The sequence below is a fragment of the Shewanella sp. P1-14-1 genome, from assembly GCF_001401775.1.
Taxonomy (GTDB): Bacteria; Pseudomonadota; Gammaproteobacteria; order Enterobacterales; family Shewanellaceae; genus Shewanella; species Shewanella japonica.
The window spans coordinates 123,829-140,615 of record NZ_LKTL01000014.1; the positions used below are offsets into that span (position 1 = coordinate 123,829).

General features: G+C 41.9%; 12 protein-coding genes and 2 pseudogenes. 3 read left to right on the forward strand and 11 right to left on the reverse strand.

Features of this window, described 5'->3' with window-relative positions:
- Positions 1 to 382 precede the first annotated feature (382 nt).
- The 8 genes and pseudogenes from AN944_RS11930 to AN944_RS11960 all read right to left on the reverse strand — a co-directional run bounded on the left by AN944_RS11930 (position 383) and on the right by AN944_RS11960 (position 9,869).
- Entirely contained in the window at positions 383 to 2,569 is a 2,187-nt protein-coding gene (locus tag AN944_RS11930) for an OsmC domain/YcaO domain-containing protein (protein ID WP_055024842.1), read from the reverse strand.
- 169 nt (positions 2,570 to 2,738) lie between these two features.
- A complete protein-coding gene (locus AN944_RS11935; protein ID WP_055024843.1) occupies positions 2,739 to 3,446 on the reverse strand; it encodes a flavin reductase family protein in 708 nt (235 codons plus the stop codon).
- Between the two features lie 136 nt (positions 3,447 to 3,582).
- Complete coding sequence (locus AN944_RS11940) at positions 3,583 to 5,154, reverse strand: cryptochrome/photolyase family protein (protein ID WP_055024844.1); 1,572 nt, start codon at positions 5,152 to 5,154, stop codon at positions 3,583 to 3,585.
- A gap of 107 nt (positions 5,155 to 5,261) precedes the next feature.
- A pseudogene (locus AN944_RS21880) lies at positions 5,262 to 5,387 on the reverse strand (DUF2256 domain-containing protein); the annotation flags it as partial.
- Positions 5,388 to 5,689: 302 nt separating this feature from the next.
- Positions 5,690 to 7,141 carry a deoxyribodipyrimidine photo-lyase gene (locus tag AN944_RS11945; protein WP_055024845.1) on the reverse strand — a complete coding sequence of 484 codons (1,452 nt, stop codon included), beginning with the start codon at positions 7,139 to 7,141 and terminating at the stop codon, positions 5,690 to 5,692.
- Positions 7,141 to 8,529 (reverse strand): DASH family cryptochrome, encoded by a 1,389-nt coding sequence (locus AN944_RS11950; RefSeq protein WP_055024846.1) that lies wholly within the window; start codon positions 8,527 to 8,529, stop codon positions 7,141 to 7,143. Before AN944_RS11950 ends, AN944_RS11945 begins: the two co-directional genes overlap by 1 nt.
- A gap of 327 nt (positions 8,530 to 8,856) precedes the next feature.
- Entirely contained in the window at positions 8,857 to 9,147 is a 291-nt protein-coding gene (locus tag AN944_RS11955) for a hypothetical protein (protein ID WP_408005083.1), read from the reverse strand.
- 206 nt (positions 9,148 to 9,353) lie between these two features.
- On the reverse strand, positions 9,354 to 9,869 hold the full coding sequence (locus AN944_RS11960) for a VF530 family DNA-binding protein (RefSeq protein ID WP_055024848.1): 516 nt from the start codon (positions 9,867 to 9,869) through the stop codon (positions 9,354 to 9,356).
- A 179-nt stretch (positions 9,870 to 10,048) separates the two neighbouring features.
- On the opposite strand from AN944_RS11960, the gene AN944_RS11965 reads away from it, so the two are divergent.
- Together AN944_RS11965 and AN944_RS11970 are read left to right on the forward strand one after the other, a co-directional pair.
- Positions 10,049 to 10,903 (forward strand): PA4780 family RIO1-like protein kinase, encoded by an 855-nt coding sequence (locus AN944_RS11965; RefSeq protein WP_055024849.1) that lies wholly within the window; start codon positions 10,049 to 10,051, stop codon positions 10,901 to 10,903.
- 374 nt (positions 10,904 to 11,277) lie between these two features.
- Positions 11,278 to 12,522, forward strand: coding sequence for a 4Fe-4S binding protein (locus tag AN944_RS11970; protein WP_055024850.1), 1,245 nt, complete (start codon positions 11,278 to 11,280; stop codon positions 12,520 to 12,522).
- Positions 12,523 to 12,921: 399 nt separating this feature from the next.
- Here the strand turns inward: AN944_RS11970 and AN944_RS11975 are convergent, their stop codons facing one another.
- Positions 12,922 to 14,529, reverse strand: a complete 1,608-nt coding sequence (locus tag AN944_RS11975) for an ABC-F family ATPase (RefSeq protein WP_082420004.1) — start codon at positions 14,527 to 14,529, stop codon at positions 12,922 to 12,924.
- 460 nt (positions 14,530 to 14,989) lie between these two features.
- On the opposite strand from AN944_RS11975, the pseudogene AN944_RS21520 reads away from it, so the two are divergent.
- A pseudogene (locus tag AN944_RS21520) lies at positions 14,990 to 15,154 on the forward strand (IS110 family transposase); the annotation flags it as partial.
- A gap of 22 nt (positions 15,155 to 15,176) precedes the next feature.
- Here the strand turns inward: AN944_RS21520 and AN944_RS11980 are convergent.
- Together AN944_RS11980 and AN944_RS11985 are read right to left on the reverse strand one after the other, a co-directional pair.
- Positions 15,177 to 15,941, reverse strand: a complete 765-nt coding sequence (locus AN944_RS11980) for a hypothetical protein (RefSeq protein ID WP_055024852.1) — start codon at positions 15,939 to 15,941, stop codon at positions 15,177 to 15,179.
- A 41-nt stretch (positions 15,942 to 15,982) separates the two neighbouring features.
- Complete coding sequence (locus tag AN944_RS11985; protein WP_055024853.1) at positions 15,983 to 16,546, reverse strand: hypothetical protein; 564 nt, start codon at positions 16,544 to 16,546, stop codon at positions 15,983 to 15,985.
- Positions 16,547 to 16,787 lie beyond the last annotated feature (241 nt).

Below are 16,787 nucleotides of genomic sequence, written 5' to 3' on the forward strand. Positions count from 1 at the left end.
AACAAAGAGAAAATATCAACATCCCCCTCCAAATAACACCCACCAGCAAACCTTACTCAAACAATTGTATATTTGTGCAATCACTATGGTCGAACAACAAGGTTACAACTTCAAAGCACACACGAACATTACCGCAACGCGATGTAAATCATGATAAATAGTACTTTGGGAATAAGTAGTGCTTTGACGATAAAGAGTGCTTTTGTTATTGCAAGGGAATGAACTGAGCTGAGCTGAACTGAACTGAAATCAAATGAATGCTGAAAATGACTGAAGCAATAACTTGATAAAATAACAATAAAAATGCCCATTAGTGAGTCACTAACGGGCATTAAATTCATTTCAATAAAACGCTATTTAGCATTATTAAGCAGCGTTGAGCTTATAACTTAGCAGCCAATTTACGCGCTTGATGCAGTTTCTTATAGCTTTCAATCAAGCGTAAATGAGGCTCAATGCCTTCAAGGTTGATACTGGTTTCAGTTAGGCCATAGAATCTCACTTCACCTGTTACGCTACCAACCACATTTTGCATCACTTCTTCGCCGAACATACGGGTAAAGTTATGGATAAAGTGCTCGAGTTCCAGCTCTTCATCTAATTCAACTTCTAATACAGCATTAACAGCTTGATAGAATAAGCCACGCTCAACCGTATTATCGTTAAATTGCAGGAAGTCTTCGACTAACTCAAGGGCTTCTTCAAGAGCGCCTAATGCAAGGTAAATTAAGATTTTTAACTCAATAATCGTTAACTGTCCCCAGACGGTATTTTCGTCAAACACAATACCAATCATGGTGCGAATGTCAGTGTAGTTATCTTGCTGACTTTCATCTAAACGGTTAACCAAATCCACCAGTTCTTCATCAGATAAACGATGCAGATTTAAAATATCTTCACGATAATCTAAGGCTTTATTGGTGTTATCCCAAATCAGGTCTTCAACAGGGTAAACTTCAGAAAAATCAGGGACCAACATACGACAAGCTGATGCACCTAACTGGTTAAACTCAGCGGTATACACCTCTTTACCTAAGGCTTCTAAGATGCCGAATAAGCCGTTTGCTTCTTCTTCAGATGTACCTGAGAAGTCCCATTCACAGAATTCATATTCTGAATTGCTGCTAAAGAATCGCCATGAAACCACACCCGTTGAATCAATAAAGTGCTCAACAAAGTTCTCTGGTTCACTCACTGCCATGCTGTTAAATGTCGGCTTTGGCACGTCATTTAAGCCTTCAAAGCTGCGGCCTTGCAGTAACTCAGTAAGGCTGCGCTCTAATGCCACTTCAAAGCTTGGGTGGGCGCCAAATGAGGCAAATACGCCGCCTGTTTTAGGGTTCATTAAGGTCACGCACATCACTGGGAATTCACCACCAAGTGAGGCGTCCTTAACCACAACTGGGAAACCTTGTTCTTCTAAGCCTTTAATACCCGCAAGAATGCTTGGATACTTTTCTAATACGGCCATTGGCACGTCAGGAAGGACAATTTCTTGCTCAATGATTTGGCGTTTAATGGCTCTTTCAAAGATTTCAGACAAGCACTGTACTTGGGCTTCCTGCAGATTATTACCCGCGCTCATGCCGTTACTTAAAAATAAGTTTTCAATCAGATTTGATGGGAAATAGACCGTTTCACCATCGCTGTGACGTGTGTAAGGAATCGTGCAAATACCGCGCTCAATATTGCCTGAGTTAGTATCAATCAAATGCGAGCCATTTAACTCTTCATCTGGGTTATAAATTTCAAGGGTGTACTCGTCTAAAATGCCTTGCGGTAAAGCATCGTCTTCTTCAAGTTCAAACCACTTTTCATTGGGGTAGTGAACAAACTCGCTGTTGGCGATCTCGTTGCCAAAAAACTGATCGTTATAGAAGAAGTTATTGTTTAAACGTTCAATGAACTCGCCTAACGCTGAGCATAATGCACTTTCTTTGGTTGCACCTTTACCATTGGTAAAACACATTGGCGATGCTGCATCACGAATATGTAATGACCACACGTTAGGGACGATGTTGCGCCACGATGAGATTTCAATTTTCATCCCAAGATCAGCCAGCATCCCGGTCATATTTTTAATGGTTTCTTCAAGCGGTAAGTCTTTACCTAAAATGTAGGTAGACTCATCACCATCAGGTTGCCCCATTAGCATGGCGTTCGCATCACTATCGAGGTTTTCAACCGTTTCTATTTTAAATTCAGGGCCTGTTTGCACGACCTTTTTTACCGTACAGCGGTCAATGGAACGCAATATGCCGGTACGATCTTTCTCTGAGATATCATCAGGCAGTTCAACTTGAATTTGAAAAATCTGGTTGTAACGATCTTCAGGGTCAACAATGTTGTTTTGCGATAGGCGAATATTATCGGTCGGAATATCGCGGGCTTTACAATAAACTTTGATGAAGTAAGCCGCACATAACGCAGATGATGCAAGGAAGTAATCAAACGGACTTGGCGCTGAACCATCACCTTTATAGCGAATAGGCTGATCGGCCGTAACCGTAAAATCGTCAAACTTGGCTTCGAGCCTTAAGTTATCGAGAAAGTTAACTTTGATTTCCATTGAATACACCCACAACTTGCTTAGCTAATATGTTTAAATCAGCGCTAACGATCGCGCCTATCTATCGAATTGGGTGAATTATCGGTGTTTTTGCTCCATTAGTCTTGGATTAATTAAAATAAAACTCGATTGTGGCTGATTATCCGCTATTTTCTGCCATCAGCTACAATCAAATATCCAATGCTTGTACTGGCCTATCAACTTTGGCATAGCTCAAGCGTGATAATCTGGTCGTCGTATGATAACTATCAAGCCCCGACACAGCAGCGGTATTTATCGACTCGATATCAATATAACCATCATCTTTCACCGCGATGTTATCCACTAATACATGGCTGACTTCGCCAATCACCAATATCGTATTGTTGATAGTTAATGGCGTAATCTCCCGCACTGACAGCGAAAACTTTAGCTGGCTTTGTTGAACAAATGGCGCAGCAACTCCATCAATATAGGTTTCTGTAAGCCCTACTGCATCAAACTCTGAAATAGCATCATCGTACCTAGCCGAAGTTTGGTGTGCCTGCTGATAAATATCTGCCGATACGTGGTTAATGGTGTAAACCCCAGTGCGTTTGATATTGGCTAAGGTATTTCGGGGAACAGCTTTATTGTCAGCATCGTTGATGTTCGCTTTTTTGAGGGTGTTTTTTGCTGGAGGCTGCACAGCGGTTGGGCGAATGATCATACCGACTAACGCAGGCGATGCGCCAATGTGAAACACCGAGCTTATCATCGCCAAATTAGTGATGCCTTGCTCGTCAATTGTTGCCACTAAATTGGCACTTTTAAACCCTGATAAGCTATTGATAAACCTTGCACGTTGACGATCTGCAAAGCCATTAATATCTGCTGAACTGAAATGCTTAATTGCCATAATATGGTGACGTTTCCTGTAAGTTGTAAAATAAATCCAAGCGAGACTTAGCCCTGATGTAAAGTAAAAGTTCTCGGTGCCAATGTGTCGAGACTGAGATTGAGATTGAGACTGAGCATTAGACTGAGACTGAGCATTAGATATTATCTAAATTGGCTAATAACCCGTGGGCATGCTTAAGTATACGAGCCCTATCTGCTTCTGGTTTTTTAAGCCAATTGGCGTACACCATTCTAGTGCGAGGGTTGGCATTAAAACGGTGTTGATGCTTATCCATAAAGTGCCAGTACATCGAGTTCAGCGGGCACGCATCCTCTGTGTCAATTTGATTCACCTTGTAGTGGCAGTCTGTGCAATAGTCGCTCATTTTTTTAATATAGTTACCGCTAGCGGCATAGGCTTTTGAACCAACAATGCCACCATCAGCAAACTGGCTCATCCCTCGGGTGTTGGGCATTTCAACCCACTCAATCGCATCGATATAAATACCTAAATACCACTGGTCTACTTCATCAGGGTGAATGCCTGCAATCAGGCAAAAGTTACCCGTGACCATTAAACGCTGAATATGATGAGCATAGGCATAATCGAGGGATTGTTTAATGGCATGATGTTGACAATTCATCTTGGTATTAGCGTCCCAAAACCATTGCGGTAAAGCTCTTGTGGATGCCAAATGATTCAATTGGGCGTATTCAGGCATGTTAGCCCAGTAAATTCCTCTGACAAATTCACGCCAGCCAACAATTTGCCGAACAAAGCCCTCAATTTGCGCTAATGAGATGGCACCCTCTGCTTGGCGATAAGATGCAATCGCGGTATCGACCACATGTTGTGGACTGAGCATTTTGCTATTAATGGCAAAGGATAACCGAGAGTGGTATAGACTCCATTGTCGCTGAGAAAGCAAGGAATCAAGTTGGCCTGTCATCGCATCTTGAAATTGGCCAAAACGCACTAAACAAACGCGACAAAAATGCACTAATAAATCCTGTGCCTCCTGACGTGTTACTGGCCAAAGCAAGGTCTGTGACACTTTACCTATGGTGTGAATGTCATGGCGTTTTAGCCGTGCAATTATTTCGCTAACATCATGACTAAAGACTAACGCTTCGGGTACATGTTCAAAGTCGGCAGGAGTTAACTTTTTCCTGTTTTCAGCATCATAGTTCCATTGCCCACCTTCTGGATTGTCTCCATCCATCAGTAAATTAACGCGTTTACGCATCTTGCGATAAAAGTGCTCTAAACGGTGTTTCTTACCCGCTTTGAAGTACTCATTGAGCTCTGAATCAGACAAATAAAAGTGTTCAGTTTCGTAGGCTTGAGTCGTAACGCCTGTGTTGAAATTCATGTCATTCGCTAACTGCTCTCGCAGGCGATACTCATCAGGCAACTGATACTCAAACTGCGTAACTTGGTATTGCTCAATCAGGCTATGAAATAATTCAGGTAAATCTGTAAATGACGCAGTGTCATCTAACGTTAAATAGCACACACGATGCCCAGCTTGCTGCAGTGCCTTAGCAAAGGCGGCCATTGCTGCAAAAAAAGCACACACCTTTTGCCCATGATGACGGGTGTAGTTTGTTTCTTGTTTTAGCTCAGCAATAACATATAAAGTCTCTGGACAGGTCTGGCGAAACCAAGAGTGTGACGCATTAAGTTGATCGCCTAAAATCAGTCGTAATCGATTGGCTGTTTTCATGACGTTTCCTTTTTAACTAATGGCTTATTAGCTAATTCAGCCTTAGTCAGTGTTGTATTAACGAGTAAGCTATTTGCGGGTAAGGTTTTCGCTAAGCTTGCAATGACTGATCGTCTTTCACCCGCGCAGCGCTTAGAGCAGAACTTCACATTAGGCCAATCCCGCTTCCATTTTTTACGCCAACTAAATGGTCGCTGACACACTAGGGCCTGTTGTTCTTTGCTGATTAGAATTTGTTCGAATTAAAAGCACTTTAATCGCGGCGTGAGCGATGACGTTTAGTCATCTAAACAAATTCGCTCACAACAAACTGAACTCTTTGCAAAGAGCATAGGTGCTTTTAAACGAACCTTACAGGCAGCACTTGTTGTCATTTATACTGCGTTAACGACTTATCATGTGGAATAACCACACATCAAAGTCGCTGCCTTATATAAATTTCCAACAAGTTGCTGCAAAAATAATCTTGAAAGATCAACAGGCCCTGCACATATTTTGTCTGGTAAGGTGCTTTTTATCCCTTGTGATTTTCTCATCAACCCTGCCTAACATGTCGCTGCAACAAGCGTTGGGCCTCTTGCTTGACTTGAGGTCGGCTGCGCCATTGCCACAATAGGCTTTGCGCCGCTTTATAGCTTTGGCTTAGGTCGACGATTGGCTCAGGGTATTCAATACCGAGTTGCACTTGATGCATCATTTGCTCCATTGGTGACAACATCCAAGGGGAATGCACTAAAGGAGCTGGAATATCTGCCAGTTCAGGTAACCACTTTTTGACAAACTCGCCATCAGAATCTTTTTCGATACCTTGCTTTACAGGGTTATAAATCCGAATGGTATTAATGCCAGTAACCCCAGCTTGCATTTGGAATTGGCTGTAATGGATCCCTGGCTCAAAGTCTAAAAACAGCTGGGCAAGATGCTGCACACCTAAACGCCAATCAAGCTGTAAATGATGGGTCAGAAAACTCACTAACATGGCACGCATTCTAAAGTTGATATAGCCCGTATGAATTAAACATCGCATACACGCATCCACCATAGGAATACCTGTTTTACCGGTTTTCCAAGCCTCTAACTTGAGCATAGCAGCAACCCCTTCGGCTCGTGGTAAATCAATGTAGCCACGATTGACCGGTCTAAACTCCATTGCTGATTCACTTTCAAACTTTTGGATAAAATGGCAATGCCAGTGCAGCCTTGAGCTTAACGCCACCAGACTGCGTCGCCAGCCTTTGGTGTTCCAGTGTTGTAAAAGTTGCTGGTATACCTGACGCAAACTTATATTGCCCCACGCCAAATATGCCGACAGGCGTGAACAGTGGGTTTGGCTTAACAGTGGGCTCGATAATGAGTACGCATAAGATTGGCCACGCCCTTCAAAAAACGACGTTAGCGTTTGCCAAGCTGATTGTTCGCCACCATATTGAAATGTGCCTATAGCGTTGGGCAGCGAGGCTGCACATCGACTCAATGAACCTCTCGCTTCATCATCAATCAGCCAATCAATTACCGATAAATCAATATTTGCTAAGGGCGCACGCATGACCTTTTGCCAGTGCTTGTCCCAATTTTGCCTATCAGATAAACCTCGTACCACTGCCGCATAGGGTGTTTCATGCCAATCAATGCCTTGAATTTCACACCATTGCCCCACCTCAATGTCACGTTCAAAGGTACTATTAAGCCCCACCTCTTGATGTGAATATAACGCCGATATACCAAATTGCTGATGTAAGTCTGTTAAGGTTTCTGTCACGTTATCAAGGCTGCAACGTAATGCGCCTTGAGGGACTCGGTGCTGGATATCCTGCAAGGATTGCTTAATAAACTGTAAGTGGCGAGCGGAAGTGTGTTTGTCGTTAACGACTATGGGCTCAAAACAATATAAAAGTAATACAGGCAAACCCGAATTAATTGCCTCCAATAAAGGCGCGTGATCAGACAAGCGTAGGTCTCGTTTAAGCCACACAACCGCTATAGGCATTAGCCAGCCTCCTGATGTTCTTGTGGCCAATCGGCAGCATCAAGGCTATCTAAGTTTAACGCTAGCTCTTGCTGCCATTGCTCGCCCAACCAATGGCGAATAAAAACATGCTGAGGGTCGTACATGGCTGTTTGTTTTTCGATATTGAAATGGCGACCACCACGTGGATCGACACCAACGCCAGCAATGTACTGCCAGTTTCCCCAGTTAGATGCCACATCATAATCAATCAATTGTTGCTCAAAATAGGCAGCGCCATAGCGCCAATCAAGGCCTAATTCATTCACTAAACAACTGGCTACAATCTGTCGCCCACGGTTAGACATGTAACCCGTCGTATTAAGCTGTTTCATGCAAGCGTTGACCAAAGGATAAGGAGTATTACCTAAGCACCATTTTTTAAATCGCTCAGGGAAAAAACTCGTCAGAGGCTTGACTGTTGCTTGGCCTTTAAAATGAAATAACTGCGGGCCATGCTGCCAAGCAAGCCAATGAAAATACTCCCGCCAAAGCAGCTCAAAGCCTATCCAGTATGTAGACTCATTCGCGCCATGTATGCGCTCATATTGCTTTAGCTGTGACCATAACGCCCTTGCCGACACATTACCGAAAGCGAGAAATGGACTGAATTTAGTCGAATGTTCAAAGCCATCGAGTGCATTACGAGTTTGTTTATAGTCGCTGGCATAATGACTCGAAAAATAATGCTCAATATGCTTATTAGCCGCCTTTTCACCGCCAGAAAATATAGCGGAAGATGGCGCTTGAAACTGACTGAAGTCGGTTTCATATTGGCTGACTAAGGTGATTGGTTGTGGCGAAATACCATTGAAGGTATCGCAAGGTAACTCCACTGCTAACTTCGCCTTTTCAACTTTACGGCGAAACTGCGAGAAGCTGTTCATTGCATCAATATAAGGCGTCATTTGCTGTTGATTGAACAAAGCATTATTCCACTGTGCAAGTAGAGTGACATCTGGCAGGTTTTTACCTATTTGCTGCCAAGATTGCCTTTCATCCCAGCCCACTGATTTACTGTAACCTAGCGCATTAATGCGGTTTTGTTCGGCCAACTGAGTAACCACTGCAGCAGGATTACCAAAATATAACTGCAATGAGTGCCCTAATACACTGAGCTGTTGTTGAAGGTCTGCCAAGGATTGCAGTAAAAAACTGAGTTTGTGTGGTCCCATTGATTGCTGCTGGTAACATCTTGGTGTAAACCATTGCTCATCAAACACATAGGCAAAAGCCAAACTTGGCGTTTGCTGGTTTGAGCGACCACCATGCTGCACTGATTGCGCGTGACGCAATAACGAATTCAGCGCCACGTTGTCGTGTAAGCGAAGGTCTTGAGTAAACACAAATAAGCAGCGATTGTCTGACAAAACACACCCTAGAGATTATTCAAACATGCTATTGATACGAAGCGCACACCAGAAAGGTTTACTAGAAAAGTGAACAGCTAAGTGAGAGGTGGGAAGATCTGTACTGAACAATAGCAAATAGGCTATACCGCTCTGCTAAAGTTTATGTCGCTTTGCTATGGTTTATGCCGCTTTGCTAAGGCTTAAGTCGCTCTGCTATGGTTTATGCCGCTTTGCTAAGGCTTATGCCGCTTTGCTAAGGCTTATGCCGCTCTGCTATGGTTTAAGTCGCTCTGCTATGGCTTATGCCGCTCTGCTATGGCTTTTGATTCACAGCTAAAGGAAATGTTAGGGATCGTTTGGCTGCCCTTTGGTGTGATACTTGCGACTGGCATTTTGTTGCTGCTCAAGTTCACGTTGATGGTTTTCATGATTAACCAGCACTAGGGTTAAATACATTTTCGTCGGCAATGACAACACCATCCCAAATGCCACACACATGGCGCTGAGAATAATCCCCTTCACGCCCATCACTTCAACAGTATGGTTAAAGTTATGTAGATAAATGCCAAGTAAAATCAGACAAATGCCACAACAAATACAAGTTCTAAGTATCACTATTAACGTTGAGCTTTTTATCATCGTTCACATCCTTGATAATAAATCTGAGCAAGTTATATCTCGAATCGAGCGTATATCGGTATTTAGGTGCTCTACATCCTTATTCTAGGTAAACATGAGACGCTTGATCTACCCATTCAAATTAAGCGACTTATCCTTAGCCTAAGTTTTTTAAACGGTAACTTATATCGTCTAGCAAAACGCTTAGTGCTTAAGTAACCAACCTATTTACCCCAAGGGTTACTCGGGTCTTGTGATGGCGCTGGGCGATTTTTATTACGAGATTTATTTTGAGCATGATTATTTTGAGCATAGTTATCTTGCGCTCTAGGTTTATCTTTTCCGTACTTGTTAGGGCGACTGTTATTACGCTTCATTTCTTCGTAATCAGCTGTGGCTTTTTCACGCATTTCTGCAATTAACTCAACTGTCAGCTCTTGCGGCTTACGTGGCACGATGCCATCAGCAAAGCCACGCTCACGGGGTTTTAGCTCAAACTGGGCAGCACTGCCTTTTGGCATGCTTTTAAAACGATACAGATAAAAGCTTTCAACGCGTTCTCGTGCCCATTCGGTTTTCTTTAAAAACTTAAGGCATGACTCTAAACTGGGATTATTATTGAAACACTCTAAGCGCAGGGCTGCGTATAAAATCTTCCAATCATAAAAATCGACTAGCTCAGCGACCATTGTTTCTGATTTTAAACCATGCAGTGGATTGTTTCGTTGTAGTTCAACCATAAGAGATCCCAAAAATGCCGATGAGCGAAATATAAACCTCATAATAGCAAGCAATCTACACGCTTAGCTATCTCGCTGGGTGTTTATCCCAAAAGCTTTTTCTGTTCACTACGATACTTTTTACTCTGATGGCGATAATTGGTCTTTCCTTGTTCTAATAAACTCGGTATAACGGCGCAATGAAAATCCCAAAACGAATCCAACCTCTGGTTGAAGAAGGCTTAGTCGACGACGTCCTGCGCCAATTAATGAGCGGCAAGGAAGCCAGTGTTTATGTTGTGCGCTGCGGCGATGATATTCGCTGCGCCAAAGTCTATAAAGATGTTGATAAGCGCAGCTTTAAACAAGCCGTTCAATACCAAGAGGGACGAAAAGTTCGTAATAGTCGTCGCGCCCGAGCGATGGAGAAAGGTTCTAAGTTCGGCCGAGATCAGCAAGAAGAAGCTTGGCAAAACGCCGAAGTTGATGCGCTATATAAATTAGCCGCTGCGGGTGTTCGCGTGCCTGAGCCTTATGGTTGTTTTTCTGGTGTGTTACTAATGGAGCTCGTCACTGACAGTGAGGGCGTTGTCGCCCCTCGACTTAATGATGTTGTCTTTTCAAAAGAAGATGCCATACGCGATCACGCCAGTATGATTGAATACACTAAATTAATGTTATGTGCTGGGCTTATTCACGGAGACTTATCAGAGTTTAACGTACTGGTTGATGACAAAGGCCCGGTGATTATCGACTTGCCACAAGCGGTTGATGCCGCAGCCAACAATAATGCTGTGTGGATGTTCGCCCGTGATGTAAACAACATGACAAACTACTATAGCCAGTTTGCCCCAGAGCTTGCTAACACCCAATATGCCAAAGAAATGTGGGCACTATTTGAAGCTGGAGAACTAACGCCAGACACTGAACTTACAGGTGAATTTGCAGAAAGCGAACACATCGCTGATGTTGACTCTGTGCTTGAAGAAATCAACGCAGCACGGGAAGAAGAGCAAGAAAGACTGCAGCGCATTATTGATGCGAATGAAGATTGATGCCAATGAAGATTGTTAAGCGAAACCTGAATGCAAATCATATCTACCAGCGAGTGAAGTAACTTACTCACTCGCTTTGGCAACGATAAAACACGACTAAAATAATCGCTAAAGCAATCACTAAAGCCCAAGCGTGTTGAACATTGGGCTTCATCATACAGCCTACCTATTTAGCTAAGTTCCTCCCTCCTATCAAATCAATTTGAAAATACTACCCCCGTTAACAATGTTAATTTCAGGTTAGTGATATTGCGCATTTTATTTATGATTTTTATATTAAATTTACGAACTCATTCACAATCTGAAATGGGATAACGAACTTAGATTAACGAGCTTGGCTCTCATAAGCACTTACACAATAAATAAGTCATCTTATGAGTACTATCGAATCAATCACCTTAATGCTAGCGCTAGTCTATAGCATCAGTTTACTTTACTGGAGTAAACAAAAATGGGGCGCAGCTATTAGCGCTGTATTACTTGGCTCTGCCCTGTTAATGACTCTCCATTGGCCGTTATTTGTCGGCCTAGTCGTGGCACTGGTTGCGGTGACAATGTTAAATAAGTTTCAACCTGCACTGGCCCAAGGCGGCGCTGTTGCTGGCGAAAGCTCAAGAGGCAATAACAAAGCCAACCAATTACGAGAAATGATAAGGCACTTACTGGCGTTATCTATGCTGCTTGTTGGGGTACAATTTGCCATCAATTCCGCCATGCTTAAAGCAGGAGTCGAACCCATATTGGTTCGTCCAGATATTGGCGATGCCTTTTTACCGATTGCAGGCGGAATAGAACTTAAAGCCATTTTAGGGCTGGGGTTATGGGATAAAAACCACCCTTCTGCTGCCGTCATGTTAGTGGTGGTTTTACTCACAGGCTTATTATGTAAGCGCGCCTTTTGTGGCTGGGCATGCCCACTTGGATTAGCTGGCGATTACCTTTACGCCCTTAGAAAGAAGTTCATCAAACAAGAGTTTGCTCCACCAGCTTGGTTAGACTGGATACTACGCATGCTTAAATACTTGTTAATGGCAGCGCTGATTTTATTAGTCTTCACTATGCCGCTTGCTAGTATTCCTCATTATCTTGATGGTTATTATCACAAAGTCGCGGACTTAAAGATGGCGCTGTTTTTCTTAAAACCTACCATCATAAGCCTTATCTGTTTCAGTATTATTCTTGGTATTGCCGCTTGGAAGAAACAAGGATTTTGCCGATATATTTGCCCTTATGGTGCATTTTTAGGGCTACTCAGTTTTTTAAGTCCGTTCAAAATACGCCGCACCACTGAACAATGTTTAATTGAAGGCAAAGGGATGAAGTGCGATAAATGTACTCGCGCTTGTCCAGCTAACATTATCGTTCACACTCAAACGACAATTCGTAGCGACGAATGCCAAGCTTGCATGAAGTGCATCTCAGCTTGCCCTAAACAAGAGGCGCTGCATCTTAGCACTCGTTGGGGAACTAAAATGTCTGCCAGAGGCTTAACAATATTACTGCTGTCATTGCTATTTATGATCCCACTTTGGGCATATGTTGGTGGTTTTTGGCATAGCGAAACTCCAACAGAAATAAGAATGATGTTAATACAACATTTAGGCAGTATTGGTCATTAACTGCTATTTGTTAGATTCAAAGTGATATCAATGAATCCACAATATCATCCTTAAAAATGATGCTAACGTCACTGAGGCAGTATTGGTCATTAACAGCTATTTGTTAGCTTCAAAGTGATATCAATGAATCCACAATATCATCCTTAAAAATGATGCTAACGTCATTGAGGCAGCATTGGTCACTAACAGCTATTTGGATTCAAAGGGGTATCACTGAATTCACAATATCATCCTTAAAAATGCCGCTAACGTCATTGAGGCAGTATTGGTCATTAACAGCTATTTGTTAGATTCAAAGTGATATCAATGAATCCTAAATATCATCCATAAAAATGCCGCTAACGTCATTGAGGTTAGCGGCATTACTTTTACCCGTTCAGTTAAACTGTATTTGAGGCACTATGCCGCTTTACTTGCAGCTTCTGCCTGACTTGCTAAGTACTCATCAAACGTACCGTGGAAGCTCACTAACTGCTTGTCTTTCACATCAATGATATGAGTTGCCAATGACGATACGAACTCGCGGTCATGGCTAACAAAAATCAACGTACCTTCAAATAATTTAAGGGCGTTATTTAATGCTTCAATGGCTTCCATATCCATGTGGTTGGTCGGTTCATCCATGACTAATACGTTAACGTCTTGCATCATTAACTTGCCGTATAACAAGCGATTCTTTTCACCACCTGAGCAATTACGGGCTTTCTTGTTCGCGTCATCTTCAGTGAATAACAAACGCCCTAGCATGCCACGCACCATTAAATCGTTATGCTTTGGCGTTCGCCACTGCGACATCCAATCAAACAAAGACAAGTCATTATCAAAGTCTTTGCTGCTGTCCTGTGGGCAGTAACCAATCGCTGCGTTTTCAGACCATTTGATGGTGCCATGGTTATTCGCTAATTCCTTGACTAAACAACGTAGCAAGGTGGTTTTACCGACACCGTTTTCGCCAATAACCGCAAGCTTTGCGCCCGCTTCTAATATTAAATCACCACCTGCAAATAAGCTTTCACCGTCAAAGCCATGACCTAATTCTTCAAGCACTAATGCCTGACGGTGCATTTTTTTACTTTCATCAAATCGCAGTGATGGCGTCATACGGCTCGATGACTTCACTTCATCTAAACTGATTTTCTCAAGTTTTTTAGCGCGAGAGCTTGCTTGTTTTGCTTTCGAGGCATTGGCGCCGAAACGATTAACGAAGTCTTGCAGCTCTGCCATTTCGGCACTCTTTTTAGCATTACCTGCTAATAATTGTTCTTGAATTAACCCAGAAGCTTCAAGGAAGTATTCGTAGTTACCAGGATAAATTCGCAGCTCACCGTAATCAATATCGGCCATGTGAGTACAAACGGAGTTCAAGAAATGTCTATCATGTGAAATGATAATCATGGTGCACTTACGTTGATTAAGTTCACCTGCCAACCAAGAAATAGTATGAATATCCAAGTTGTTGGTCGGTTCATCAAGTAACAAAATATCTGGGTTTGAAAATAGCGCCTGTGCCAGTAAAACCCGTAGTTTCCAGCCCGGTGCAACTTGTTGCATTAAACCAAAATGATAATGTTCTTCAATACCTGCTTCTAATAGAATTTCACCGGCACGAGATTCTGCGCTGTAGCCATCCATTTCAGCAAATTCACTTTCAAGTTCAGCGACTTTCATGCCGTCTTCTTCGCTCATTTCGGGTAACGAGTAAATACGGTCACGCTCTTGCTTCACTTCCCATAGCTTTGCATCACCCATGATCACAGTATCAACCACACTGTATTGCTCGAATGCGAACTGATCTTGGCTCAATGTACCGACTTTCAAACCGGGAGTAATCGAGACATTACCAGAACTCGGAGCTAACGCGCCGCTAAGGATTTTCATGAATGTTGATTTACCACAACCATTAGCACCAATTAGACCATAGCGGTTACCGTGGCCAAATTTAGCGGAGATATTTTCAAACAATGGCTCTGCGCCAAACTGCATGGTGATGTTGTTTGTACTAATGATAGTGGTAACCCTCGGGATAAATAGTAGAAAAAGTGAGCTTAAAAGCAGCGCGGCAGTATACAGACTCTACTGTGTATTAGATACCCGAAAGATGAGTTTAATAGGTATTGTTAATAGATATTTGTTAATAGGTATTTGTTAATAAGCACTTGTTGATAAGAACTTATTAATAAGAACTTATAAATAGCCACGTGTTAATAGGGGCTTGGAGCATGGACTGGGAAGTAAGGGACATATTCGCAGTTTTGGTTAGCTATCGGCTTAGTGTCCCATAAGCAAAAATGTAAATTGAAAGACACTATCATGCAGAATATTGTTGGTGTATTTATGGCCACGATAATTGGGTGACCAAAATAAAGGCAGAACAGTTATCAACTCACTCTTGGACAGAAATGGGTTAGGAATTAAGTCTTGGCTAATGAGCATTTAATAGAAAAATAATTATGTTTACTCTGCCCCATTTATTCAGTCTACCTCTGTTTTCAAAGAAACTTATCAGCGACTAGTCGCAGCTGGAAAGCCAAAGAAAGTAGCCATAATTGCCTGTATTAGAAAGTGGGTTGTAACACAGACTTCCATGCTAAGAGATGATGTAATGTGGGAAGTACCAAAAGCTCAAAATTAGCTATTGACGCCATAGTCTCTTGTTAGCCGTTGTTTTCAATACGCTTAGATTCACCTTCGATTGCATCTTCTTTCTCTTTTTGTTCTTCCTCTTTACGCTTTGCAAACTCTTTAGCAAATTCTTCAAAAAAATCTGAGAGTTCATCCTGAATATGACGTTCTCTTTCTCGTATTTCATCGAGTTGCTCTCTATGTAATTTTATATATTTAACGGTTCTTTCAAGATCTTTTCTATTTCTAAACCAAATTACCTTAGTTGTGCCAATAGAGTCTGCTTTTGTATCATACATAGCAACTTCGCCAACAAAACGTTCGCCATTATGTGAAGACATTAAAGTAATAGTTCCTCTATCGCTTTTTTGCTTGTCAGCAGCTTCATAAGTTAAAGGCAATAAAAGGTTTCTAAAACTTCCACATATATAATACTCTTCGCCATCATCTGCGCCTGTTTTGCAAATCATATGACCATTAATAGTGTGTCCATGCCGTTTAATATTTATTGCTTCTTGCCTATAATCCCCTGTGTTTACATATAGTGAATACCACTTTCCTTCAACATGTAAATCTTTATAAACTCTTTCTTCGATCCATGGCTCAACTACGCCTTTCCAAAATCGACCAACAACCAGTACCAAGAAACTAACAACTAAACCTGAAACTAAACCTGAAACAACATTCTCAAACATTTTATCTTCCTGATGAATACTATATGACTTTGAAATACGGCTAACGCCGCAATAAACGGCACGTAGGTTGGCGCTGTTTTTGCTGGCTTTTTGTTTTAGCAAAAACCGTGACAGCCGTTAACGTGTCCGATTTAATTGCCTTGTTAGGCATTTTGCTTTCTGCCACGCACAAGCTCAACTTTTGTAAATTTTGCAACCTGCTCTATGGAATTATACCTGTAATAATTACCGATAATTTCTGCTATTAAAACGTCTATATCGTCTCTGTACCAAATAAAAACTTGTTCTTCGTTCATAAGCTCGAGATCAGGAAGAGGCAATGTATAACGACCACCATCACCAGAAACGAACGGTAATGATCTAACAACAATTCCATTTATCATTAAGTTTATATGAAACCGAGAGCCGTTTTGGTCTGGAAAAACAGAAGTCCACTTCTCACGAAAAGGCTCCCTATCTTCAGAGCGTTTAAATTGAAATAAATTATTTGACTCGCAAACCCATACCTCATCGTTTTCAATATCTTCACGTTGCCACTTTCCAGACCTGATCATTCGTTCAAAATTTATAAAGCTTGTAGCAGAGTTTAATTTTGTTGTTTGTTTTGTAAGTTTACTTTCTAACTCTGAGCTAGATTGTTTAGCAAATATTTTTGCTATTACCCATGAGGATATAATCCCTAAAATCCAGCCAATAAATATTTCCATATATATCGTACTCAGTAATGAATGCCTAACAGCTTATTATATAGCTGCTCGATAATCTTCCGGCTAAAATTCAGCTTAGCAGCAACCATGCCAAGCCAACCGTCTGTTTAGTATGGATAAAACTAAAATTTAAGATCTGTTTTATTAATATAAAGCCCGCAAAAGTGAGCGCTTTGATGTAGAGGTCTCTACAACCTTTTATCAATAACTTTAGATTCAACAACTTATCAAATAACTAGAA

What these genes read in the sequence shown, in the direction of transcription:
- AN944_RS11985 (WP_055024853.1), bottom strand. Translation starts at nt 16,546, where the DNA reads ATGGAAATATTTATTGGCTGGATTTTAGGGATTATATCCTCATGGGTA.
- AN944_RS11940 (WP_055024844.1), bottom strand. Translation starts at nt 5,154, where the DNA reads ATGAAAACAGCCAATCGATTACGACTGATTTTAGGCGATCAACTTAAT.
- AN944_RS11945 (WP_055024845.1), bottom strand. Translation starts at nt 7,141, where the DNA reads ATGCCTATAGCGGTTGTGTGGCTTAAACGAGACCTACGCTTGTCTGAT.
- AN944_RS11970 (WP_055024850.1), top strand. Translation starts at nt 11,278, where the DNA reads ATGAGTACTATCGAATCAATCACCTTAATGCTAGCGCTAGTCTATAGC.
- AN944_RS11965 (WP_055024849.1), top strand. Translation starts at nt 10,049, where the DNA reads ATGAAAATCCCAAAACGAATCCAACCTCTGGTTGAAGAAGGCTTAGTC.
- AN944_RS11960 (WP_055024848.1), bottom strand. Translation starts at nt 9,869, where the DNA reads ATGGTTGAACTACAACGAAACAATCCACTGCATGGTTTAAAATCAGAA.
- AN944_RS11935 (WP_055024843.1), bottom strand. Translation starts at nt 3,446, where the DNA reads ATGGCAATTAAGCATTTCAGTTCAGCAGATATTAATGGCTTTGCAGAT.
- AN944_RS11930 (WP_055024842.1), bottom strand. Translation starts at nt 2,569, where the DNA reads ATGGAAATCAAAGTTAACTTTCTCGATAACTTAAGGCTCGAAGCCAAG.